Annotated in this window: 21 protein-coding genes; 10 read left to right on the top strand and 11 right to left on the bottom strand. The window is 72.1% G+C overall.

What is annotated here, in order from left to right; all coding sequences use genetic code 11:
* Positions 1-111 precede the first annotated feature (111 nt).
* The 3 genes from BM290_RS23230 (at position 112) to BM290_RS23240 (ending at position 3,889) form a co-directional block, all read left to right on the top strand.
* A complete protein-coding gene (locus BM290_RS23230; protein ID WP_093617383.1) occupies positions 112-1,683 on the top strand; it encodes a methyl-accepting chemotaxis protein in 1,572 nt (523 codons plus the stop codon).
* A 48-nt stretch (positions 1,684-1,731) separates the two neighbouring features.
* On the top strand, positions 1,732-2,394 hold the full coding sequence (locus tag BM290_RS23235; protein ID WP_093617385.1) for an acetoacetate decarboxylase family protein: 663 nt from the start codon (positions 1,732-1,734) through the stop codon (positions 2,392-2,394).
* Between the two features lie 253 nt (positions 2,395-2,647).
* Positions 2,648-3,889, top strand: coding sequence for a YibE/F family protein (locus BM290_RS23240; protein WP_093617387.1), 1,242 nt, complete (start codon positions 2,648-2,650; stop codon positions 3,887-3,889).
* A 4-nt stretch (positions 3,890-3,893) separates the two neighbouring features.
* Here the strand turns inward: BM290_RS23240 and BM290_RS23245 are convergent, their stop codons facing one another.
* Both BM290_RS23245 and recD2 read right to left on the bottom strand, forming a co-directional pair.
* A complete protein-coding gene (locus BM290_RS23245) occupies positions 3,894-4,538 on the bottom strand; it encodes a DUF4360 domain-containing protein (protein WP_093617547.1) in 645 nt (214 codons plus the stop codon).
* A 216-nt stretch (positions 4,539-4,754) separates the two neighbouring features.
* Positions 4,755-6,935 carry an SF1B family DNA helicase RecD2 gene (gene recD2 / locus BM290_RS23250; RefSeq protein WP_093617389.1) on the bottom strand — a complete coding sequence of 727 codons (2,181 nt, stop codon included), beginning with the start codon at positions 6,933-6,935 and terminating at the stop codon, positions 4,755-4,757.
* A 59-nt stretch (positions 6,936-6,994) separates the two neighbouring features.
* Between recD2 and BM290_RS23255 the strand changes: the two genes are divergently transcribed.
* Entirely contained in the window at positions 6,995-7,969 is a 975-nt protein-coding gene (locus tag BM290_RS23255) for an acetylxylan esterase (RefSeq protein ID WP_093617549.1), read from the top strand.
* Positions 7,970-8,017: 48 nt separating this feature from the next.
* Here the strand turns inward: BM290_RS23255 and BM290_RS23260 are convergent, their stop codons facing one another.
* The 3 genes from BM290_RS23260 to BM290_RS23270 form a co-directional block, all read right to left on the bottom strand.
* The gene (locus BM290_RS23260; RefSeq protein WP_093617391.1) at positions 8,018-8,290 is read right to left on the bottom strand and encodes a YggT family protein; all 273 of its coding nucleotides are present in this window, start codon (positions 8,288-8,290) and stop codon (positions 8,018-8,020) included.
* Positions 8,291-8,444: 154 nt separating this feature from the next.
* A complete protein-coding gene (locus tag BM290_RS23265; protein WP_093617393.1) occupies positions 8,445-9,269 on the bottom strand; it encodes an aldo/keto reductase in 825 nt (274 codons plus the stop codon).
* Between the two features lie 815 nt (positions 9,270-10,084).
* Positions 10,085-10,438, bottom strand: a complete 354-nt coding sequence (locus BM290_RS23270) for a hypothetical protein (RefSeq protein WP_093617395.1) — start codon at positions 10,436-10,438, stop codon at positions 10,085-10,087.
* Between the two features lie 157 nt (positions 10,439-10,595).
* Between BM290_RS23270 and BM290_RS23275 the strand changes: the two genes are divergently transcribed.
* Entirely contained in the window at positions 10,596-10,871 is a 276-nt protein-coding gene (locus tag BM290_RS23275; protein WP_093617397.1) for a hypothetical protein, read from the top strand.
* Between the two features lie 290 nt (positions 10,872-11,161).
* On the opposite strand, the gene BM290_RS23280 is transcribed toward BM290_RS23275, so the two are convergent.
* Positions 11,162-12,187, bottom strand: coding sequence for a Glu/Leu/Phe/Val dehydrogenase dimerization domain-containing protein (locus tag BM290_RS23280; RefSeq protein ID WP_093617399.1), 1,026 nt, complete (start codon positions 12,185-12,187; stop codon positions 11,162-11,164).
* 103 nt (positions 12,188-12,290) lie between these two features.
* Between BM290_RS23280 and BM290_RS23285 the strand changes: the two genes are divergently transcribed.
* Positions 12,291-12,770, top strand: a complete 480-nt coding sequence (locus BM290_RS23285) for an Lrp/AsnC family transcriptional regulator (protein ID WP_203779002.1) — start codon at positions 12,291-12,293, stop codon at positions 12,768-12,770.
* Here BM290_RS23285 and BM290_RS23290 read toward each other — a convergent pair.
* Positions 12,733-13,644, bottom strand: a complete 912-nt coding sequence (locus BM290_RS23290; protein WP_093617401.1) for a class I SAM-dependent methyltransferase — start codon at positions 13,642-13,644, stop codon at positions 12,733-12,735. The two genes, BM290_RS23285 and BM290_RS23290, sit on opposite strands and share 38 nt — an antisense overlap.
* Positions 13,645-13,797: 153 nt before the next feature.
* Here BM290_RS23290 and BM290_RS23300 point away from each other — a divergent pair, with 153 nt between their 5' ends.
* Positions 13,798-14,421, top strand: coding sequence for a maleylpyruvate isomerase N-terminal domain-containing protein (locus BM290_RS23300; RefSeq protein ID WP_093617403.1), 624 nt, complete (start codon positions 13,798-13,800; stop codon positions 14,419-14,421).
* Between the two features lie 118 nt (positions 14,422-14,539).
* A complete protein-coding gene (gene uppS, locus BM290_RS23305; RefSeq protein WP_093617405.1) occupies positions 14,540-15,319 on the top strand; it encodes a polyprenyl diphosphate synthase in 780 nt (259 codons plus the stop codon).
* Positions 15,320-15,374: 55 nt separating this feature from the next.
* Here uppS and BM290_RS23310 read toward each other — a convergent pair whose 3' ends face one another.
* Positions 15,375-18,743, bottom strand: a complete 3,369-nt coding sequence (locus BM290_RS23310) for a bifunctional proline dehydrogenase/L-glutamate gamma-semialdehyde dehydrogenase (protein WP_093617407.1) — start codon at positions 18,741-18,743, stop codon at positions 15,375-15,377.
* A gap of 103 nt (positions 18,744-18,846) precedes the next feature.
* Here BM290_RS23310 and BM290_RS23315 point away from each other — a divergent pair, with 103 nt between their 5' ends.
* Positions 18,847-19,791, top strand: a complete 945-nt coding sequence (locus tag BM290_RS23315) for a LysR family transcriptional regulator (RefSeq protein ID WP_093617409.1) — start codon at positions 18,847-18,849, stop codon at positions 19,789-19,791.
* 105 nt (positions 19,792-19,896) lie between these two features.
* Here the strand turns inward: BM290_RS23315 and BM290_RS23320 are convergent, their stop codons facing one another.
* Positions 19,897-20,265 carry a Rossmann-fold NAD(P)-binding domain-containing protein gene (locus tag BM290_RS23320; RefSeq protein ID WP_093617411.1) on the bottom strand — a complete coding sequence of 123 codons (369 nt, stop codon included), beginning with the start codon at positions 20,263-20,265 and terminating at the stop codon, positions 19,897-19,899.
* Between the two features lies 1 nt (position 20,266).
* On the opposite strand from BM290_RS23320, the gene BM290_RS23325 reads away from it, so the two are divergent.
* Positions 20,267-20,539, top strand: a complete 273-nt coding sequence (locus tag BM290_RS23325) for a hypothetical protein (RefSeq protein ID WP_093617413.1) — start codon at positions 20,267-20,269, stop codon at positions 20,537-20,539.
* A 36-nt stretch (positions 20,540-20,575) separates the two neighbouring features.
* Here BM290_RS23325 and BM290_RS23330 read toward each other — a convergent pair whose 3' ends face one another.
* A complete protein-coding gene (locus BM290_RS23330) occupies positions 20,576-21,247 on the bottom strand; it encodes a response regulator (RefSeq protein ID WP_093617415.1) in 672 nt (223 codons plus the stop codon).
* Entirely contained in the window at positions 21,244-22,866 is a 1,623-nt protein-coding gene (locus BM290_RS23335; RefSeq protein ID WP_239143186.1) for a sensor histidine kinase, read from the bottom strand. Before BM290_RS23335 ends, BM290_RS23330 begins: the two co-directional genes overlap by 4 nt.
* Positions 22,867-22,931: the final 65 nt, after the last annotated feature.

The following is a 22,931-nucleotide window of genomic DNA, read 5'->3' on the forward strand; positions in this document are numbered from 1 at the left end:
CCCGGCCGGGCCGTCCGGCCGGACAGACTGAGGACGGACGGCCCAACTCAATCCCGGACCCGCGGTGCCGATCCTGTGGTCGACGGCCGGACGACGAGGGATGGGAACACCATGGGGCTGAGCAGACTGATCGACGACCGCTCGCTGCGGGTCAAGATCGGGGCGGCGGCGCTGACCGCCACGATCAGCGGCCTCATCGTCGGCGCCCTGGCGGTGACGACGATCCACGACCTCAACGACGACGGCGCCGCGACGCAGCGGCGATCGCTGGCCATCGAGTCGGCGGTCGGGCAGTTCAGCACCAACATCGAGGCGTTCAGCGGCAACGTGTCCGCGATGCAGCTCTACCCGGCGCTCGCCGCCCGGATCAAGGAGGGCATGGCGGCGAACCAGGCCGCCGTCGCCGACGCCTTCACCGCGTTCGACACCCACCTGCCGGGCGACGAGACGGTGTCCAAGGCCAAGGCCGACTGGGACGACTACCTCGCCTTCATCAACGCCCCGCCGAAGCCCGGCGCCACTCAGGCGGAGTTCGCCGAGGCGGTCAAGCAGTACGACGCGCTGCGCGGCGCGCTCGCCGAGGACCAGACGGCGCTGCGCGAACGTGCCGTCCAGATGGCCGACAAGAGCATCACCGACGCCGAGGCGGCCGGCTCCACCGCGGCCTGGACGGTCGCGGCCGTGCTGATCGTCGGCATGGTGCTGAGCCTGCTCATCGGGTTCCAGGTGGCCGGGCGGGTGCGCCGGACCGTGCGGGAGGTGTCCCGGATCGCCGAAGGGCTGGCCGAGGGCGACCTCACCCGTACCTCCGGGGTCACCAGCCGCGACGAGATCGGCATGATGGCCGCCGCCCTCGACCAGGGTGTGGCCCGCCTCCGTGAGGACATGGCGCAGGTCGGCGGCAGCGTCGGCACCCTGCAGGACGCGGCCGGCCGGCTCGGCTCGGTGGCCGGCGGTGTGGACGCGGCCGCCAGCGAGGCGTCGGTGCAGGCCGGAACGGTGGCCTCGGCGGCCGACACGGTCTCGCACAACCTGCAGGTGGTCTCGGCCGGCTCGCAGGAGATGGGCTCGGCGATCCGCGACATCAGCGTCTCCACCTCGGAGGCGACCGAGGTGGCCGCGCAGGCCGTCCGGGTCGCCGCCGAGACCAACGCGATCGTCGGGCGGCTCGGCGCCTCGTCCGAGGAGATCTTCACCGTGGTCAAGGTGATCACCAGCATCGCCGAGCAGACCAACCTGCTGGCCCTGAACGCGACCATCGAGGCGGCCCGGGCCGGCGAGGTGGGCAAGGGCTTCGCGGTCGTCGCCGGCGAGGTCAAGGACCTGGCCCAGGAGACCGCCAAGGCGACCGAGGACATCTCCCAGCGGGTCCAGGCGATCCAGGCCGACACCAGCGGCGCGGTCACCGCGATCGGCGAGATCACCGAGATCATCGAGCGGATCAACGGCATCCAGCTGACCATCGCGTCGGCCGTGGAGGAGCAGACCGCCACCACCGCCGAGATGAACCGGACGCTCACCGAGGCGGCCAACGGCGCCGGCGACATCGCGATGACGATCGGCACGGTCTCCGAGGCGACCCGCCGGACCACCGACACGGTCGGCGAGACCCGGCACGCCGCCGACGACCTCGGCCAGACCGCGGCGCAGCTGCAGGCGGTCGTCTCCCGGTTCCGATACTGAGACATCGAGAGCGTTGAACGTACGCCCGCGGGGTGCCAGGGTGGTGACATGTACCCGCCCGAGCCCTGGCACCTGCGCGGTCAGATGTATCTGTCGGTCTTCCTGATCCCCCGCCGCAACATGCCGGCCCTGCCTCCGGCACTGGACGCCGCGGTCCGCCCGGTCACCGTCGGCGGCCGGGTCGCGGTCGGCGCCGCCTGGGTGTCGTACGAGCCGGGCGGTGTCCTGCACTACCGGGAGCTGCTCAGCGCGGTCCTGGTCCACGAGCGTGGCCGCCCGCGGGTCAGCATCACCGACATCTGGGTCGACAGCGTCGCCTCCCGCGAGGGCGGCCGCCGGCTCTGGGGCATCCCCAAGGAGCTGGCCGACTTCACCCTGGACGCGGAGACCGAGCCGCTGGTCGACGCCACCGTCACCGCGCCCGGCGGCCCGCCGATCGGGTCCGCGCTGGTCCGTCTCAAGCGGCGGCTGCCCGGGCGGTACCCGCTCGGGTTCACGGTGGCGCAGCAGCTCGGCGAGCAGGTCCGGCGTACCCCGGTCCGGGGCCGGGCCGGGCTGCGGACGGCCGCCGCGGCGTGGCGCCCCGAGCCGGACGGCCCGCTGGCCTACCTGGCCGGCCGCCGCCCGGTGCTGAGCCTGGCCGTCACCGACTTCTGGCTGACCTTCGGCCGCTCCGCCGAGGACCGGGCGAAGTCCCGCTCCGCCGGCTGAGGTGCCCGGCCGGTCCTCGGCCTGCTGAGGTGCCCGGCCGGTTCTCGGCCTGCTGAGGTGCCCGGCCGGTTCTCGGTCGGCTGAAGTGCCCGGCAGGCCGAGAACCCGGCCGGCCGAGGACCGGCCGAGGTGCCCGGGCGGCTGTCAGGGATGTCCCCGCGCTGCGGGGCCACCCCCTGACGCCGAGCCGGGGCCGAGGCGCTCCGGGTACCGTTCTCGCGCGGACGATCCAGCGAACGCGACGAGGAGCACCATGAGCGCCGACCACCGTCACCATGCCCACGGGGAGCTGCCGGAGCCTCCCGGGGCCAGGCGCCTCACCCTGCTGCTGCTCGTGCCCGCCGTGCTGGTCACCCTGATCGGGATGCTGCTGCTGTGGCCACGGGACACCCCGCGGGCCGAGGGCGCCCAGGGCGCGCCCGTGGTGACCGGCGAGGTGGTGGCGGTGACCGCGCGGGAGTGCCCGCCGGTGCCCGAGGGCGAGACCCCGCTGGAGAACTGCGGGACCGTGCAGGTGCGCCTCGACGACGGGGCGGTGATCTCCACCGACATCCCGAGCGGGCCGGGCGCGCCCGAGGTGGCCGCCGGTGACGACGTCACGATGCTGGCGCTCAACGACTCCGAGACGGGCGGCGTCAGCTACTCGATCTCCGACCACCAGCGCGGCGCCGAGCTGTGGCTGCTGGGCGCGGCGTTCGCGCTCGCCGTGATCGCCTTCGGCCGGTGGCGCGGGGTGACGGCGCTGGCCGGGCTCGCGGTCACCTTCGTGATCCTGCTCTGGTTCATCGTCCCGGCGATCCTGGACGGCCGGTCGCCGGTGCTGGTGGCGGTGGTCGGGGCCGCCGCGATCATGCTGATCGTGCTGTACCTGACGCACGGGCTGTCGATCACCACGACCGTCGCGGTCGCCGGCACCCTGGCCAGCCTGGCGATCACCGCGATCCTGGCCGCCGTCGCCACCGGGGCGGTGCATCTGACCGGGGTCGCCGACGAGACGTCGAACTTCCTGACCATCACCCAGGGCGACGTGAACATGCGGGGCCTGCTGCTGGCCGGCATCGTGATCGGCTCGCTGGGCGTGCTCGACGACGTGACGGTCACCCAGTCGGCCACGGTCGCGGAGCTGGCGCTGGCCAATCCGTCGTACGGGTTCCGCCGCCTCTACGGCGCGGCCACCCGGATCGGCCGCGCCCACATCGCCTCGGTGATCAACACGATCGTGCTCGCCTACGCCGGGGCGTCGCTGCCGCTGATGCTGCTGTTCGCGGCCGGCGACACCCCGCTCGGCGAGCTGCTCACCTCGCAGATGATCGCGCAGGAGCTGGTGCGCAGCGCGGTCGGCACGATCGGCCTGGTCGCCGCGGTGCCGATCACCACGGCCCTGGCGGCGCTGCTGGCCGCCCGCCGGTCCCGGCCGGTGGCAGCGCCGCCGCGGCGGGCGGAGCCGCGACCGGCCGGGGATCCGTGGGCGGCGTTCGTCGAGAAGGACGGGTGAGCGACTACTCGCCGCACTTCTTCCAGGCGACCCGGTAAAGCGTGTTGATCGAGGCGTCGGTCGAGTCCATCGACAGGAAGTTGGTGTGCTTCTTGGTGTCCGACCAGCCCCGGTTGACGCGCAGCTCGGTATTGATGTTCAGGTATCGCTGCTCACCGCACGGCAGGTAGCTGTACGACGCGATCGCGACCTGATCGGTGCGCTGCCAGGAATCCTCCATCGGGCCCTTGAAATTGTGCCGGCTACGGGCGGTCTGCGAGTGTCCCTGGAAGTAGTAGCTGGCCGCCTGCTGCCCCGTCGCGCCCGGGCGGAGGCTGGCATATCCGCGGTAGTCCGCGCTGGCGATGGCGAACGTGTACCCGGACGGCACCCTGATGTTCAGCGCCAGCTGGCAGTTCTTCCGGAAGTCCAGCGGCGAGGCCTCCGGCCCGACCGAGGCGGTGTACTGCGAGTAGGTCACCGTGAAGGCCGTGTAGTCGGGCGAGACCTGGATGTCCGCGCTGCCGCCCGGGCAGCCGGACCCGTTCGCGGAGACCACGTCGATCACCATCATCTTGTCCGGTTTCGGCGGTTGCGGCTGAGCCTGTGCCGGAGCGGCCGCCGCAAGAACACCGAGAAGTGCGGCGCCGACCGTCATGGAACGCAACATGAGCATTTCCCCCGTCAGTTTCGGGTTCCTTTCCCGAGACCGGAAAATGGCTCGGAAAAGGGCGCAAAGAATTGTTTACACGGCCCACACTAGCGAGATCGGGAAGTGTCGGGAGCGGTGCGCACAACAGCCGTACCAGCGTCCGGACAACAAAGCCATTCGGCCGGATTTCCGGAATCACCGCCCAGCCGGTGCCGCACTGTGGTAACGCGGTGGTCAGCCGAGCCGGCGGGTCAGGGCGGTGTGCCGGCGGCCCGCCCCGACCGTGCGCACCGCCGCGGCCAGCGCCCGGCGTGAGCCGACCAGCACGACCAGCCGCTTCGCCCGGGTGATCGCGGTGTAGAGCAGATTGCGCTGCAGCATCATCCAGGCGCTGGTGGTCAGCGGGATCACCACGGCCGGGTACTCCGAGCCCTGCGAGCGGTGGATCGTGATGGCGTAGGCGTGCGCCAGCTCGTCCAGCTCGTCGAAGTCGTAGTCGATCTGCTCGTCCTCGTCCGTGCGTACCGTCAAGGTCTGCTCCTCGGGCGACAGCCCGGTGACCACGCCGACGGTGCCGTTGAAGACCCCGGCCGCGCCCTTCTCGTAGTTGTTGCGGATCTGGGTGACCTTGTCGCCGACACGGAACACCCGCCCGCCCAGCCGCCGCTCCGGCAGGCCCTCGCGGTGCGGGGTGAGCTCCTGCTGCAGCAGCACGTTGAGGGCGCCGGCGCCGGCCGGGCCACGGTGCATCGGGGTGAGGATCTGGATGTCGCGGCGCGGGTCCAGACCGAACTTGCGCGGCATCCGGCGGCACGCGACGTCGACGGTGAGCGCCGCGGTGGCCTCGGTGTCGTCGCACGGGAACAGGAAGAAGTCGGTCAGCCCCTCGAACCGCGGCGGCCGGCCCTGGTTGACCCGGTGCGCGTTGGTGACCACGCCGCTCTCCGCTGCCTGCCGGAAGATCTGGGTGAGCCGCACCCGGGGGATCACGTCGGCGGCCAGCAGGTCGCGCAGCACCTCCCCGGCGCCGACCGACGGCAGCTGGTCGACGTCGCCGACGAGCAGCAGGTGCGCGCCCGGCGGAATCGCCTTGACCAGCTTGTTCGCCAGGATCAGGTCGAGCATCGAGGCCTCGTCGACGACGATCAGGTCGGCGTCGAGCGGGTTGTCGCGGTCGAAGGTGGCGTCCCCGCCGGGCTGCAGCTTGAGCAGCCGGTGCACGGTGGCGGCCGGGTGGCCGGTCAGCTCGGCGAGCCGTTTCGCGGCCCGGCCGGTCGGGGCGACGAGCTGGATCTTCGCCTTCTTCGCCGCGGCGAGTTCGACGATCGAGCGTACGGTGAAACTCTTCCCGCAGCCGGGCCCGCCGGTGAGGACCGCGACCTTCTCCGTCAGGGCGAGCCGGACGGCCTGTTCCTGCTCCGTCGCGAGCGTCGAGCCGGTGCGCTGGTGCAGCCAGCCGAGCGCCTTGCCCCAGTCCACGTCGTGGAAGTGCGGCATCCTGTCCGCCCGGTGCCGCAACAGGCTGACGAGGGTGGACGCCAGCGACTGCTCCGCGCGGTGGAACGGCACGAGGTAGATCTCGTCCTCCTCGCGCACCACGCCCTCCTCCTCGATCAGCTCGGCGAGGCAGGCGGGGATCAACGCCGCGGGAACATCGAGGATCTTCGCCGCGTCGGCCGTCAGATCCTCGACCGGAAGGAAACAGTGCCCGTTGTCGGTGGCCTGCGACAGGGTGTACTGCAGGCCGGCTTTCACCCGTTCGGGACTGTCGTGCGGGATGCCGACGGCCTGCGCGATCGTGTCCGCCGTCTTGAAGCCGATGCCCCAGACGTCCGCCGCCAGCTTGTACGGGCTGTTCTTGACGACCGAGATGGACGAGTCGCCGTACTTCTTGTAGATCCGCACCGCGATCGACGTGGACACCCCGACGCCCTGCAGGAAGACCATCACCTCCTTGATCGCCTTCTGCTCGGCCCACGCCGCGGTGATCTTCTTCGTCCGTTTCGGCCCCAGTCCGGCCACCTCGATGAGCCGCTCCGGCGCGGTCTCGATGATCTCCAGCGTGTCCAGTCCGAAGTGGTCCACGATCCGCTCGGCGAACACCGGCCCGATGCCCTTGACCAGCCCGGATCCCAGGTAACGACGGATGCCCTGGATGGTGGCCGGCAGCACCGTGGTGTACGAGACGACCTCGAACTGCCGCCCGTACTGCGGATGCGACGACCACCAGCCGCTCAGCCGCAGGCTCTCCCCGGGCTGCGCGCCGAGCAGCGCCCCGACCACGGTCAGCAGATCGGTGCTGCTCTTGTGCGCGACCCGGGCGACCGTGTAGCCGGTCTCCTCGTTCACATAGGTCAGCCGTTCCAGGACGGCCTCGAGAACGTGCGGGGGACGGGCGGCGGCTTCCGGTGGCACGCGCCCATCGTGCCCGCAAGGACTGGAGTCAGCCAACCCCAGGGCATAGCGTGATCACCATGGCGCTGTTTGACTTTCCTCTCCCCGAATTGCGCACGTATCAGCTCTCCCGGCCGGAGCCGGCCGGCTTCGACGACTTCTGGTCCGGCACGCTCGCCGCGGCACGCCGGGCCGCCCTGCCGCCGAAGCTGGTCGAGGTCGCCACGCCGCTGAAGGGCGTCACCACCTTCGACGTCACCTTCACCGGTTACGCCGGCCAGCCGATCCGGGCCTGGCTCAACCGTCCGTCCGCCGCCGACGGGCCGCTGCCGGTCGCCGTCGAGTTCATCGGGTACGGCGGGGGCCGCGGCCTGCCGATCGACTGGCTCACCTGGTCCAGCGCCGGGTACGCCCATCTGATCATGGACACGCGTGGCCAGGGCGGCGGCTGGCGCGGCGGCGACACCCCCGACCCGGACGACCACGGCGCCGGCCCGTCGACACCCGGTTTCCTCACCCGCGGGGTGCTCGCCCCGGAGACCTTCTACTACCGCCGGCTGATCACCGACGCGGTACGGGCCGTGGAGACCGCAGCCGAGCTGCCCGGCGTCGACGCCTCCCGGCTCGTGGTCACCGGCAAGAGCCAGGGCGGCGCGCTCGCCCTCGCGGCCGGCGGGCTGGCGCCCGGGCTGGTGTCGGCGGTGGTCGCCGGGGTCCCGTTCCTCTGCGACATCCAGCGGGCCGTCACGATCACCGACAGCTTCCCGTACGCCGAGGTGGTCAAGTTTCTGAGGGCCAACCCGCAGGCCGCGCAGCGGACCCTGGACACCCTCGACCACGTGGACGCGGTGCACTTCGCCCGCCGGATCACCGCGCCGGCCATCCTGTCGGCCGCGCTGATGGACGACGTGTGCCCGCCGTCCGGGGTGTTCGCCGCCTACAACGCGATCGACGCGCAGAAGGAGATCGAGGTCTACCCGTGGGACGACCACGCGGGCGGCCGCAGCTTCTTCGACACCACGGCCCTGGAGTTCGTCGACGACCGGTTGAGCTGACACACGCGGGATCCCCCGGAGCGGTCGCGGCCGCTCCGGGGCCTGGAGTCAGAGGATCGTGCGGACGATGCCGATCGTGATGAACACCACGATGAACGCCAGGTCGATCGAGACCCCGCCGACCCGCAGAGGTGGCAGGACCTTGCGCACCGGCGCGAGGATCGGCTCGGTGATGCGGTAGATCACGTCGAGGGCCTTGGCCCGTGCCGACCCCGGCATGGCGGGACCGGCCAGCATGACGCTCCAGTCGAGCGCCACCCGAACCAGCAGCACCAGCTGGACCAGCAACAACACGAAGCTGACCAGGGCGAGTAGACCCATCGGAACCTCCTGTGAGGGGTACGTGACCCCAGTGTGCTGCGGGTTCCTGTGAAGCTGCTTAACGATCCCTGTGGTGGTCACGGCGCCGAGGCGACCACCACAGGTCCGCCCGGACGATCAGTTTCCGCTCGGACGATCAGTTCCGCTCTGACGATCAGTTGAAGTGATCCGGATGCGGCCCGGTCCGGCCGTCGGACTCCAGCGCGTCGATCGCGGCCAGCTCGTCCGCGGTCAGCTCGAAGTCGAAGATCCGCAGATTTTCCGCGATCCGCGACGGGGTCACCGACTTCGGGATCACGATCCGGCCCTGCTGCACGTGCCAGCGCAGCACCACCTGCGCCGGAGTGCGGTCGTGGGCGGTGGCGACCCGCAGCACCGCCGGGTCGTCGAGCACCCCGGCCTGGGCCAGCGGACTCCACGCCTCGGTGACCACACCCAGCTCGGAGTTGGCCGCCTGGGCGTCCCGCTGCTGCAGGGCCGGGTGCACCTCGATCTGGTTGACCACGGGCACCGTGCCGCCGAGATCGGCGACCGCCCGCAGGTGCTCGGGCAGGAAGTTGGAGACCCCGATGGCCCGCACCCGGCCGTCGGACAGCAGCCTCTCCAGGGCCCGCCAGGTGTCCAGGTACTTCCCGCGCTTGGGGGTGGGCCAGTGGATCAGGTAGAGGTCGAGACGGTCCAGGCCGAGCCGGGCGGTGCTGGCGTCGAACGCGCGCAGCGTCTCGTCGTACCCCTGATCGTTGTTCCAGACCTTGGTCGTGATGAACAGCTCGTCGCGCGGCACCACGGCCGATCGCAGGGCGGCGCCGACACCCGACTCGTTGTGGTAGATGGCGGCGGTGTCGATGCTGCGGTAGCCCGCTTCGAGCGCGGTGGTGACCGCGGCCGCGGTCTGCGCCTCGGGGATCTGGAAGACGCCGAAACCGATCTGCGGGATCGTGACGCCGTTGTTGAGCGTGATGACAGGCGTGTCGCCCATGGAGAGTGCTCTCCCTCTTCAAGCGGTGCGGGCCGCCCGGCTCGCCGACGGTGACCGGCGAGGCGAGCGATGTGCCTCACTTGTACCCCGTGGAGAGGGCGGTCCCAACCCTCACATCGTCGCAGCCCACCGGGGGAGCGCGGGATCACCCGGCTTCGGTGAGATTCATGTGAAAAGCTGTGACATCGCGGTTAAAAGCCGGACGGATCCGGCGCGGGGTGGTGGGCGGCCCGGATGGGCCACCGGTGGTGGCGCAGCGTCACACCCATGACCGTTCGGTGCCCGGTTTGCGAGATTGGTCACGGTGCGCGATTCATTTTCGGGGGTACGCCCACGCGTCCCCCGGCCGACCGGAGTCCGCACGACCGTTCCCGTAAGCCCGGCGACAGCCTCCGGCCCCGGCCGTTCCCGTACCCGCCCACCGCGATGCGCCATCATCGCCAGCAGGCGTTCGGTGGTACGCAGCCGGCGTCCCCGCCCGCATCGTGCCCGGCAGGCCTGCCCGATCCTGGTCACCGCCCGCGGGCGATCGTCCGCAGTCTCGGGTCGGCCCTGGTTGTGTCGTCCCCGTCCGTCCCCCCTCGCCGCAGGCGGGCGGTTGTCCGGGGATTGTGGGCGGCCCTGGTCGTGTCGTCCCCGTCCGTCCCCCCTCGCCGCAGGCGGGCGGTTGTCCGCGGATTGTGGGCGGCCGTGGTCGTGTCGTCGCTGCTTGTCCCCCGTCGCCGCATATGGGTGGTTGTCCGCGGGCTCGGCGCGGCCTCGGTCGCGTCGTCGTGGTCGCCCGGCCGGACGTGCCGCCGGCCGTGTCGTGGCGTTCACAGGCCGACCACGCGGCGTGCGGCGACCGGGCCCCGGCGGCGTCCGGTGCGGCGGGTCACCGCGCCGTTGGCGCTGCGCGGGTCGACCGGAGGTCCGGTCCACCGCTCCGGGACCGCCGGCTCGGCGCGCAGGACCGGGAGCCTGTCCGGCGTGCTGTCCGGCCGTCGAAGGCCTCGATAGGGGGAGGGGGCGGGCGCCGGCGGGCGCACCGCCAGGGTGTTGCCACCACCGGCCGGCCGGGCCTGCGCGGTGGGGCCGGGAGCCGGCGGGGAGGCCGCCGGCTCATCGTCGCTGGGGGGCTCGGTCGTGCTCCGGGACCCGGCATCCGGTATCGCCTCGGCTCGATTCATGGCGCTCATTATTGATGAACGTGCATTTCGCGCAAGCCTCCCGGAGTGCCTGTAACGGCACGGAAACAACTTTCGTCAGATCGGGTACGCAGGCGGCCGGTCACGCTCCGTGACGGCGGCCGGGAGTCTCTGGCGCCGCCCCACTACCCTGCCCGGTGTGATCAAGCTGCTCGGGGTGCCGGCGTACGTCTGGTCCGCCATCTGCCTGCTCCTCGCCGTCGTCTGGATCTTCATCTGGCCGTCCGGGCAGGCCACGGGCACCTCCGGCTTCACCTGGCTCGCCCTGCGCTGGGGCCACACCGCGACCTGGCTCATCCTGGCGGCGGCCGCGCTCGCCGCCGCCGTCGGCGCCCCGGTCGCCGCCCAGCGCATCGCCCTGGCCGCCCTGCCTGCCTACGCCGCCTTCGTCTACGCCATGGTCACCACCGGCTGATCGCCCGCCTCGGGCGCCCCTGCCTCGGGCGCCCCTGCCTCCGGCGCACTCGCCTCCGCTTTTTGCTCGCCTCCGCTTTTCTCCTGGTGTCACCCCCTGTTCGCCTCCGTTTTTCGCCGGGCGTCAGTCCCTGTTTGCCTCTGCTCGTCGCCGGGTGTCAGTCCCTGTTTGCCTCCGTTTTTCGCCGGGCGTCACTCCCTTGCCCGCCGCCGTCCGCTCGCCGCGATTCCAGGCGGCGAGCCCCTCGGCCTTCCTCGACGAGATCCGTCAGACCTGCGCCGCCGGAGCGGTCAGCAGGGAGCCATTGTCGGGGCCAGGGGCTCGCCGATCAGGAAGGCGGCCAGCCGGGACGCCGCGGCCGCCGGTGTCGACGACGTCTCCCGGGCGGCCTCCAGGATCCCGGTCAGGGTGTCGCCGATGCCGGCGATCCGGGCGGCGACCCGATCCGGTGTCTCATGGTGCAGATCGGTCGCGACGGCGTGGATGACACCGCCCGAGCCGACCACCACGGCCGGCGCCCACAGGATGCCGCGCGCGTGCAGCAGGTCGGCGGTCGCCGGCTCGTCGAGCTGGGCGTTCGCCGGGCCGGCGACGGCGGCGCAGCGCAACGCGGGCACGGTGGCGGCGGTGAGCAGTCCGCCGAGAGCGGCCGGGACCAGCACGTCCACCTCGGCGGTGAGACAGCTTCGCGGATCGGTCCAGGTCGCTCCGCACGATGCGGCGACGGTACGCCGGGACGCGTCCACATCCGAGACGATCACCTCGCCGCCGGCCGCCGCGAGCAGGTCCACCACGTGCGTGCCGACCCGGCCGGCGCCGAGGACCGCGAAGCTCCGCCCCGACAGCGCGGGTGATCCGAAACGGTCAGCGACGACAGCCTGAATCGCGGCTACCACTCCCGCGGCGGTGGCTGCCGAAGAGCCGCCCGCCCGGCCCAGCACATGATCCGTCCGTTCGCCGAGGACCGCCATGTCACCGGGCCCGGTGCCGACGTCCGGCCCCGTTGCACAGGCGCCGCCGAGGCTGTCGATCACGTCGGCGACGTCGTGCAGGACCGCCCGCCGGTCCACCGGACCGTCCCCGGGCAGGGCGGCCACGGTCATGGCGCCCCCGTTCGGCAGGCCGGCCAGCGCCGCCTTCGACGTCATCGCCGCGGACAGGCGCAACGCGTCGTCGAGACCGTCCCGCCAGTCGCGGTAGACGGCCAGACGGCACCCGCCGACCGCCGGTCCGAGGGCGGTGGAGTGCACCGCGACGACGATCGGGAACCCGGACCGTGCCCCGCGTTCGACCACGACCCGCTGGTGGATCGGCATGCGCTTCTCCCGTACATCTGAAGGGGTTGTGGTTTTGAACCTAGAACGGGCATCGGACCGCAAGTGATCTCACCGAACGTCGTTCGGCAGGAAGGTCATAATGATGGCCGTGGATGACATTGATTCGGCGATCGTGCGGGAATTGCAGGCGAACGCCCGGCAGACCAACCGCGAGCTGGCCCGGGCCGTCGGCGTCGCGCCGTCCACCTGCCTGGAGCGGGTGCGGCTGCTGCGTGACCGGGGGGTGATCACCGGATACCACGCGGACGTCAGCCTCACCGCGCTCGGCCGGGAGGTGCAGGCGCTGCTGCACGTCCAGGTCCGCCCGCTCAACCGGGAGGTGATCGAGGGCTTCAAGTCGTACGCGTCCGGCCTCCCCGAGGTGCTCTCGGTCTTCGTGCTGGCCGGCGGCGACGACTTCCTCGTGCACGTGGCGGTGCCCAGCGTCGAGGGCCTGCACGCGTTCCTGATGGACCGGTTCTCCGCCCGCCGGGAGATCGTCGGCTTCCGCAGCTCGGTGATCTACCAGCACCACCGCAACCGGGTCATCGATCCGCTGGACCCCGCCGGAAGTGCCAGATGATCATCGTCGGCAGCCCGCCGGTGACCGCCTCCCAGACGTGCGGCAGCACGCCCGCCAGCGACCACGGCCACTGATCCCACGGCCCCGTCGCGCCGCCGGGAACCTCCGCGCCCGCCGCCAGCGGCGCCTCCGGGGCCATCCGCGGCTCGGCGCACGACACCACCGCGAACCCGGCCGGCAACGCCGCCCCCAGATAGTCGGACGCCCGGTGCCGATGCCCCGGCATCACCGCCGGGCGCCCGTCGTCGAGCCGTACCCGCGGGACCGAGCCCATCGCGATCCACTCCTGCGCGACATCCGAGATCACCAGGTGCCCGCCGGGCCGCAGCACCCGGGCGAACTCGGCGAACACCGGGCGCAGATCCCGCACATGGGTGAGGGCGAGCGCGCACACCACCGCGTCCGCCTGCCCGTCCGCGACCGGCAGCGACTCCAGCCGGCCCGCCCGGAAATCGGCGGCCGGCACCCGCGCCCGTGCCCGGTCCAGCATCTCCGGGGAGTCGTCCACCCCGATCACCCGAAGACCCCGCCCGGCCAGCCACTCGCTGTGCCGCCCGGTGCCGCAGGCCGCGTCGACGACCACCGCGAGCTCGCCGGCGACCCCGGTCAGGATGCCGTGGACCGCCTCCTCCTCCGGCGGGAACAGGCCGTTGCCCGGCTCGTCATAGGTCCGCGACCACACCCGGTAGCCGTCGGCCGCGGAGATCCGCTCGGCCGCCACCGGCTCCACGTCCAGCTCGGCCATCGCCAGTAATCGCCGCATCTCGGCCACACGGGCCCGGCCGAACCCCGGCGACGACTCCTCCACGAACGACCGCAACAGGGCGGTGCCCTCGAGACCGAGAAGGTACTCCACAGCTCGCTGATGAATCATCCATCGATTCTCACCGCTGCCGTGGGGGCGGCGCGAGCACATATCCCATTCCCGCGGCCCGGGCGGCGGCCACCCCCAGCTCGGTGTCCTCGAACACCAGGCAGTCCGCCGGGCCGGCGCCTCGGCGGGCCGCGCGCGTGGCACCGTGGTGAGATGGATTACCGCCGCACGTACCGATCGGCCGCCATCGCCTTCGCCGACCTGGTCTCCCGGATCCCGCCGGCCGCCCTCGACGGTCCCGGCCTCGGCGAGTGGACGCTGCGTGAGCTGCTCGGCCACACCGTCAGTTCGGCGCTGCGGCAGGTGCCCACGGTGCTCGCCGACCGTGCGCCCACCCTGCTGGTCCCGGCCCCCGAGGCGTACTTCGCCCTCGCCCGCCTGGCCCCCGCCGACCTGGTCGCCGCCGCCCGCAAGGCCTCCACCGACGACGCCCGCGCCACCGGCGCCACCCTCGGCGACGACCCGGCCGACGCGGTGAGCGGCTACATCGGCAAGGCCACCGCCGCACTGGCCGGAGTCGGCGACGACGACCTGGTCGCCACCCCGGCCGGCGGCATGCGCGTCGCCGACTGGCTCCCCACCCGAACCTTCGAACTGGTCGTCCACGCCTCCGACGCCGCCGTCGCCGCGGGCCTCCCGATCGCCTTCGACCACGACACCCTCGCGTCCACGGCGGCCCTGGCCGCCCGCACCGCGGTAGCCGTCGGCCAAGGCGTCCCCATCCTCCGGGCACTGACGGGCCGGGCTCCTCTGCCCACCTCGTTCTCAGTCGTCTAGCCCTTCTCCCGGTCAGTCCCGGCCGGCGCCGGCCGGGGTTGTGGGGGCGGTGTGTGCGAGTGGTGCGAGTTGGGTGAAGGAGGGCGTGGCCCGGCGGGCGGAGTGGTTCGGTTCCGGTATGACGTGGTTGAGGACGTTCGTGTACGCGGTCTACGCGCGGCGGCTCCGGAAGCGGCTCGACGGGGCGAACCTGCCGCGGCATCTGGCGATGGTGATGGACGGGAACCGGCGGTGGGCCCGGCAGATGGGGTTCGAGGATCCGCGGGTCGGGCACCGGTACGGTGCCGAGCACCTGGACGAAGTGCTCGGCTGGTGTGCGGAGATGGGGATCCGGCACGTCACGGTCTTCGTGGCCTCGGTCGACAACATGCGCAAACGGGACGCCGGTGAGGTCGGGAACCTGATGCGCATGATCGAGGAGGTCGTCGCCGAGCGGCTGTCCCGGCCGTCCAGCGTGTGGCGGCTGCACCTGGCCGGTCGTCTCGACGTGCTTCCGGACTCGACCCGGGACGCTCTGAAACTGGCCGCGGACTCCACGGTGGCCGGTGACGGCGGCTTTCACCTGAACATCGCGATCGGCTACGACGGCCGCGAGGAGATCGTCAACGCCATCCGCGCTCTGCTCGACGAGGAGGCGCAGGCCGGTCACAGTGTCGCCGACGTCGCCCAGCGGCTCACCGCGGACCGTATCGCCGAGCATCTGTACACGGGTGGCCAGCCCGATCCCGACCTGGTCATCCGGACCAGTGGCGAGCGGCGGATGTCGGGCTTCCTGCTGTGGCAGGCCGCCTACTCGGAGCTGCACTTCTGTGACGTCTACTGGCCGGGATTCCGCCGGATCGACTTCCTCCGGGCGCTGCGCTCCTACGCTGCCCGCAGCCGCCGCTTCGGCGCCTGACGCGGGACGCCCTCCGCGCTGGTGAGCAGTGCGGAGGGCGTACCGGACAGGAGTTTCAGAGGACGGCCTCGGCCAGGGGCAACGGGTTGCCGAATCGGTGGGCGGTGATGCTGATCGCCTGTTCGCGGAGGAACGGCAGCAGCTCCACGCGGCCGGCCTCGGTGACCGGGCCCGACCAGACGGCCAGGTCGGGGCGTCCGCCGGTGGCGGCGGCCAGCGCGGAGGCGTCGCCGCCGATGAGGCGGACCCGGCCCGCGGTGAGCCCGGCCGCGAACGTCGTGTCGTCCTCGACGGTCAGGCCGGGGCAGTGGGCGGCCAGCGCGTCCGGCAGCGGGACGGCGCTCGACACCCGCATCTCGGCGCCGGTGAGCAGACCGGCGGCGAGGACCCGGACCAGGTCGGCGACCGAGCCGCCGGAGGCGAGCCGGACGGTGACCGGGGTCGGCAGGTAGCGGAAGACGTTGCGTTCCACGGCGAGCCCGGTGACATCCGACGGTGTCTGGAAGTCGAAGGCGGCGTCACTGCGGGCGGCGCGTTCCACCGCGGCGAGAGCGTCGGCGTCGACCAGCGGCTGCCCGTCGGCCGGCTTCACGGCGGCGAGCAGGGACCGGACGCCGGGGTGGGTGATCTCGGTGGTGGCGGCGGACGGGCGGGGCGCCCAGCCGGTGAGGCCGACCAGGTAGTTGGGGCCGCCCGCCTTGGTGCCCGGGCCGACCGCCGAGCGCTTCCAGCCACCGAACGGCTGGCGCTGGACGATGGCGCCGGTGATGCCCCGGTTGACGTAGAGGTTGCCGGCCTGGACGCGGTCGAGCCAGGTACGGATCTCGTCCTCGTCGAGGGAGTGCAGTCCCGAGGTGAGGCCGTAGTCGACCTCGTTCACGATGTCGATGGCCGTGTCGAGGCTGTCGGCGGTCATGATGCCGAGGATCGGGCCGAAGTACTCGGTGCGGTGGTAGGCGGATCCACGCGCCACCCCGTCACGCACCCCCGGACTCCACAGTTTGCCCGAGTCGTCGAGCTTGCGGGGTTCGAGGAGCCACGTCTCGCCGGGGCCGAGTGCGGTCAGGCCGTCGAGCAGCTTCCCGGCGGCCGGTTCGACGAGCGGGCCCATCTTGGTACGCGCGTCCGCCGGGTACCCCACTTCGAGCGACGACACCGCGTCCAGCAGCTGGGTCCGGAACCGCTGCGACCGGGCGACACTGCCGACCAGCACGACCAGCGACGCCGCCGAGCACTTCTGGCCGGCGTGACCGAACGCCGACGCCACCACGTCCTTGACGGCCAGGTCCAGGTCGGCGCTGGGGGTGACGATGATGGCGTTCTTCCCGCTGGTCTCGGCGAGCAGCGGCAGGTCGGGGCGGAACGACCGGAACAGCTCGGCCGTCTCGTACGCGCCGGTCAGGATGACCCGGTCGACGAGCGGGTGCGCGATCAGCTCTCGGCCGAGGCTCCCCTCGTCGACCTGCAGAAGGGTGACCAGGTCGGGGTCGGCGCCGGCCGCGGAGAGCGCGTCGCGCAGGATCCCGGCGAGCACGGTGCCGCAGCGTTCGGCGGGCCCGGCCGGCTTGAGGACGACCGAGGAGCCGGCGGCGAGGGCGGCCAGAACCGACCCGGCCGGGATGGCGACCGGGAAGTTCCACGGCGGGGTGACCAGGGTGAGCCGGGCCGGAACCGGGGCGGCGCCGTCGGTCTGCGCCAGCTCGAAGGCCCGCTCGGCGTAGTAGTGGGCGAAGTCGATCGCCTCGGACACCTCGGGGTCGGCCTGGTCGACGGTCTTGCCGGCCTCGGCGGCCATCACCTCGAGCAGCGTGTACCGGTGCTCCTCGAGCGCGTCGCCGACGGCGTGCAGCACGGCCCGGCGGTCGGCGGCGCCCCAGCTGGCGGCGGCCGCCTTCTCCAGGGCCTCGTCGAGGTGCTCGCGGTCGCTGATCCGGGGCACGTCGACACCGAGCGCGGACGACTCGACCCGGCTCAGCACGTCCCGGACGCGCGCGCGGTTGACGGCGACGGCCGGGTCGGTGTCGGGGGTGCTGACGAACGAGCCGGGCGCCGACCGGGGGACCGCGGCGAACCGGTCGGCGACCCGGTGCGGCTGCGGGACCTCGGCGTCCAGGTCGGCGAGGGAGGCGAGGAACCGGTCCTGCTCGCGCTGGAACAGGGCCGAGTCACTGTGGAGCTCGAACACGGCGGACATGAAGTTGTCCTGGCTGGCGCCTTCTTCGAGACGGCGGATCAGGTACGCGATGGCCACGTCGAACTGCTCCGGGCGTACCACCGGCGTGTAGAGCAACAGGCCGCCGACCTCGCGCCGGACCGCCTCGGCCTGCCCCTCGGCCATGCCGAGCAGCATCTCGAACTCGATGCCCTCGCGGACGCCGCGCCGGCCGGCCAGGATCCAGGCGTACGCGACGTCGAACAGGTTGTGCCCCGCGACGCCCAGACGCACGTTGCCGATCCGGTCCGGGTGCAGCGCGTAGTCGAGGACCCGCTTGTAATTGGTGTCGGTGGCCTGCTTGCTGTCACAGGTCGCCACCGGCCAGCCGTGCAGCTCCGCCTCGACCCGCTCCATCGGCAGGTTGGCGCCCTTGACCAGGCGCACCTTGATGCCGGCGCCGCCCCGCTCGCGCCGGGACGCGGACCACACCTGCAGCCGCATCATGGCGCTGAGCGCGTCCGGCAGGTAGGCCTGCAGCACGATGCCGGCCTCCAGCCCGAGCAGCTCGGGGCGGTCGAGGAGCCGGGTGAAGACCGCGATCGTGAGGTCGAGGTCCTTGTACTCCTCCATGTCGAGGTTGACGAACTTGCGCTGCTCCGCGGCGAGCGTGAACAGCGGGAGGAGCTTGCCGGCGATCTCCTCGACGGCCTCGTCGAACGCCCACGGGTTGTGCGGGGCGACGGCCGAGGACACCTTGATCGACACGTAGTCGACGTCGGGGCGGGCGAGGAGCTTCTCGGTGCTCTGCAGGCGGTGGGTCGCCTCACCCTTGCCGAGGACCGCTTCGCCCAGGAGGTTCACGTTGAGCCGGACATTGCGCTTCTTGATCCGCTTGATCGCCTTGCCCAGGCGCCGATCACTCGCGTCGACGATCAGGTGTCCCACCATGTGACGCAACGCGCGCCGGGCGACAGGAACGACCACACCGGGCACGAGGGGTGCCAGAACGCCGCCGGCGCGCACGGCGAGCCGGAGATGCCCCGGTAGGAATGTCGGAATGTTGCGCGACAGGTCAGACAGATTGCGCGCGCTGACCCGGAGGTCCTCGGGCCGGATCACGCCGTCCACGAAGCCGACGGTGAAGGCCAGTCCACCGGGGTCGCGCAGAACACCCGCGAGTTGCGCAGCCGAGCCGCCGACGGGGATCGACGCCGCCTCGCGCAGCCAGCGCCGGACCAGGGCGATCGTCTCTTCGGCGATCTCAGACATCGGGATGCTCCTTCCGTAATGCGCAACAGTCTGCAGTCCCGAATCAGGTAAGGAAAAGCGATGCTTTATTAGTGGTGTAGTTAAGTTCGGCTAACGTGACGGGATGCTGGAGATCCGCCGTCTGATCCTGCTCCGCGAGCTGGCCGTCCGGGGCACGATCGCGGCGGTCGCCGAGGCGCTCAACTTCACCCCGTCCGCGGTCAGCCAGCAGCTCAGCCAGCTGGAGAAGGAGACCGGCACCCAGTTGCTGCGCAAGGCCGGCCGCCGGGTCCAGCTCACCCCGCAGGCCGAGGTCCTGGTCGCGTCGGTGGCCGAGGTGCTGGACACTCTGGAGCGAGCCGAGGCACGCCTGCAGGCCGCCGCGACCCGGGTCACCGGCCGGGTCCGGGTCGCCGTCTTCCAGTCCGCGGCGCTCGCCTTCATGCCCACCACCCTCCGCGCGATGGCCCAGCGTTACCCCGACGTGCGGGTCGAGATGGTCCAGCGCGAGCCCGAGGAGGCGCTGCGCGAGACCTGGGCCCGCGACTTCGACATGGTCATCGCCGAGCAGTACCCTGCGCACGCCGCGCCACACCATCCCGGCCTCGACCGGCGCGATCTGACAACCGACGCGATTCGCCTGGCCCTGCCCGCCGCCCACGAGTCGCTGCACCCGGTCGACTCGCTCGCGTCGGCCCGCCACATGCCGTGGGTGATGGAGCCGCGCGGCGCCGCCTCCCGCCATTTCGCCGAGCAGGTCTGCCGTGTCGCCGGCTTCGAGCCCGACGTCCGCTACGAGACCGCCGACCTGCAGGCCCACATGCGACTCGTCGAGTCGGGCAACGCGGTCGCCCTCATCCCCGACCTCATCTGGGCCGGCCGCGACACATCCGCGAGGCTCCTGCAACTCGCCGGATCCCCGCGCCGCACGATCTTCACGGCCCAGCGCACCGCGGGCGCCGCCTCACCCGCCGCCCGCGCCTTCCGCGACATCCTCGAACAGAAGGCGTCGGCGCCCGTCTCCCCGCTTCCGGACCCGGTCCGACCTGGGCGCTCGGAGGTGCCCTGACCGGTGGCGGCTCAGACGGGTTCGATATGACTCTGGAGCCACTCGCTGATCCCGGCTGCGCCGGCCCACGTCTTCCCGTCGTCGCGCACGGTGGCCGTATCGGGCTCAGAAGTCCGCACCGCGCGAGAGCTTCTCGTTCGCGCGCAGCTCCGCGAGTGCGTTCTCGTGCATCGCGACGACGACGTCGTAGCCGGAGTTGCCGAGCACGATCCGGTGCGGTGCGACGGGGGCGTTCATCGCGCTGATCACGGCCTGCACGCCACGGACGGGGTCACCCGGCTGCTTGCCGTCGGCGTCCACGAACGCCGCCTTGACGGCCTCGACCATCGGCACGTAGGCGTCGACGACCTCGTTCACCGGCTCGTTGCGGAAGTAGGAGAACGCGCTGGTACGGAACGCTCCCGGCTCCACCAGGAGCACGCGCACACCGAACGGCTCGACCTCCTGGCGCAGGGTCTCCGACAGGCCTTCCACGGTGCCGGCGGCCGACGCCGCCGAGCAGCTGTTCGCCGCCAACATCGGCATCACGCTCACCCTGATCAGCCAGCCGGAGCCGGATTTCGGGCTCTCCCGCCGGGTCCGCGAGGCCGCTCTGGCCGGCGTCCTGCACACACCTTCCACCGACAGCTCCACGACCCGGGCGAGTGCGGCGCTGACGTTGCGTGCCCTGGTCGACAACGACCCGGGTGACCTCACTCCCGGCGAACGCGGACTGCTCGGCGAGCTGCTGGAACGCCTGGCGCGCTAGAGCGCGAGGAGTTCATCGAGGGGCCGTACGTCCTCGTCAGGCGCTGACCCATCGGTACCGGTGCTCCGGCCGTCCGGGCACCGCGTACCGCAGCCGCACCTCGGCCCGTCCGCTGTCGCGCAGGTGCTCCAGGTACCGCCGGGCGCTGACCCGGGAGATCCCGATCCGGTCGGCGCACTCGGCGGCGGACAGCGTCTCGGCCGCCGACCGCAGCGCCTGCTCGACCAGCCGGGCCGTCTCCGGGCTGAGCCCCTTCGGCAGCCCGGCCGTGGGCGCGGACGCGCGGGCCAGCGCTCGGTCCACGTCGGCCTGATCGCGCACCCGGACCTCGCCGAGCCCGCTGCGGCGCCGCGCGTACTGTTCGAGCCGCTGCCGCAGGTCGTCCACGCCGAACGGTTTGAGCAGGTAGTTGACCACCCCGTGGCGGACCGCCCCGCGGACCGCGTCGGCCTCCTTCGCCGCGGTGATCACCATGACGTCGCAGTCGTGCCCGGCCGCCCGCAGCCGCACCACCACGTCGAGCCCGAACATGTCCGGCAGGTAGAGGTCGAGCAGGATCAGCTCGGGCGAGAGCCGGGCGGCGGCGTCGATCGCCTCCTGCCCGGTGTGCGCCGTCCCGACCACCCGGAAGCCGGGCACCTGCTCGACGAATCCGCGATGGATGCGCGACACCATGAAGTCGTCGTCGACGACCAGGACGCCGATCATGTCGTCACCCTCTCCGGGACGGTCAGCCGAGCGGTGAACATCGCGCCGTCCGGCGTGTTCGTGACGGCCACCTCGCCGCCGTGCCGTTTGCAGATCAGCCGGGTCAGCGCCAGCCCGATGCCACGCTCGCCGCCCTGCGCCGCCTTCGTGGTGAACCCGTGCGAGAACACCTCCTGCGCCAGCTCGGGCGCCACTCCCGGCCCGGAGTCGCGGACCACGATCTCCACAGCCGTGGTGTCCTGCCTCAGCTCGACCTCCACCCACGCGTCCCCCGGGTCGCCGGCGGCGGCCGCGTCGACGGCGTTGTCGACCAGGTTGCCGACGACGGTGGCCACGTCGGCGGACCGGTCGGCGGGCAGCCGCCCGAGATGCGTGTGCTCGGAGATGCGCAGCCGGACCCGCCGCTCGGCGGCCTGCGCCGACTTGGCCATCAGCAGCGCCGCCACCGCGGTGTCGTGGATCCGGCTGGTCAGCGTGAGGTCGAGCGACTCCCGGTGCCGGGCCAGCGCGTTCACGTAACGCACCACCTCGTCGTAGTCACGGATCTGGATCAGCCCCGAGATGGTGTGCAGCTGGTTGGCGAACTCGTGCGCCTGCGCCCGCAGCACCTCGGTCGTGCTGCGGAACGATCCCATCTCGCGTTCCAGCCGGGCCAGCTCGGTCCGGTCGCGCAGCGTGGTCACCGAGCCGAGCCGCCGCCCGTCCTTGGTGACGTCCATCCGGTTCATCACCAGCACCCGGCCGCCGCGCACCACCACCTCGTCGCGTTCGCGGGGCTCGGCGCCCGGCCCGCCGCCGGTCAGCACGTCGTGCAGCCGGCCGTCGACGCCCAGCTCGGCCAGGCTCCGTCCGGCACAGTCCTCAGGCAGGTCCAGCAGCGTACGCCCGACCGCGTTGACGAGCGTGATCCGGTGCTGCGGGTCGAGCGCGATCACCCCCTCGGCGATCCCGTAGAGCATCGCCTCCCGGTACTCGGCGAGCCCGGCGATCTCCCGCGGCTCCAGCCCGAGCGTCTGATGCTTGATCCGCCGCGCCTCCAGCCACGATCCGGCGATCCCGACGAGGCTGGCGATGCCCAGGAAGATGGCGAGGTTGCCGGCGCCGTCGCGGGCCCGCTGCCAGATCGTCGGCGACCGTTCGCCGATCATCACGGTGCCGAGCCGCTGCCCGAGCGTGCCCGGTTCGGCGCTGAGCACCGGCACCTGCGCCACCAGCTCCCGCGACCCGTCGACGACCAGCTCACCGGACCAGCCGCGGCCCTCGGCGACACCCGGGTCACCGAGCGACAGCAGGGTGCGGACCAGGATCGGGTCGGTCGAGCTGACGATCATCCCGCGGGCGTCGGCGATGGTCACCGACGTGACGTCCGACTGGGTACGGAAGGCCTGCACCACCGGCGCCAGCGTCTCGCCCGGCGCGGGCCGGGGGAGCCGGTCGCGCACGAGCGGGCTGTCGGCCAGTTGCTCGGCGAGCGCGGCCACCCGCCGTCCCTCGACGCTGCTGAAGGCGGCCGCCGACTGGGCGAGCGTCAGCGCCGCCACCGCCACCAGCACGACCAGGATGATCGTCACCTGCAGCCCGAGAAGCTGCCCGGCAAGGGTGGTCCGCCGGAAACTCACGACCACAATGAACTCAACCTCCGTTGTCGTCACAACGCAGACCGGGCGGCCGTCGAAGGGCCACC

This window comes from Actinoplanes philippinensis, assembly GCF_900113015.1.
GTDB classification, from domain to species: Bacteria; Actinomycetota; Actinomycetes; order Mycobacteriales; family Micromonosporaceae; genus Actinoplanes; species Actinoplanes philippinensis.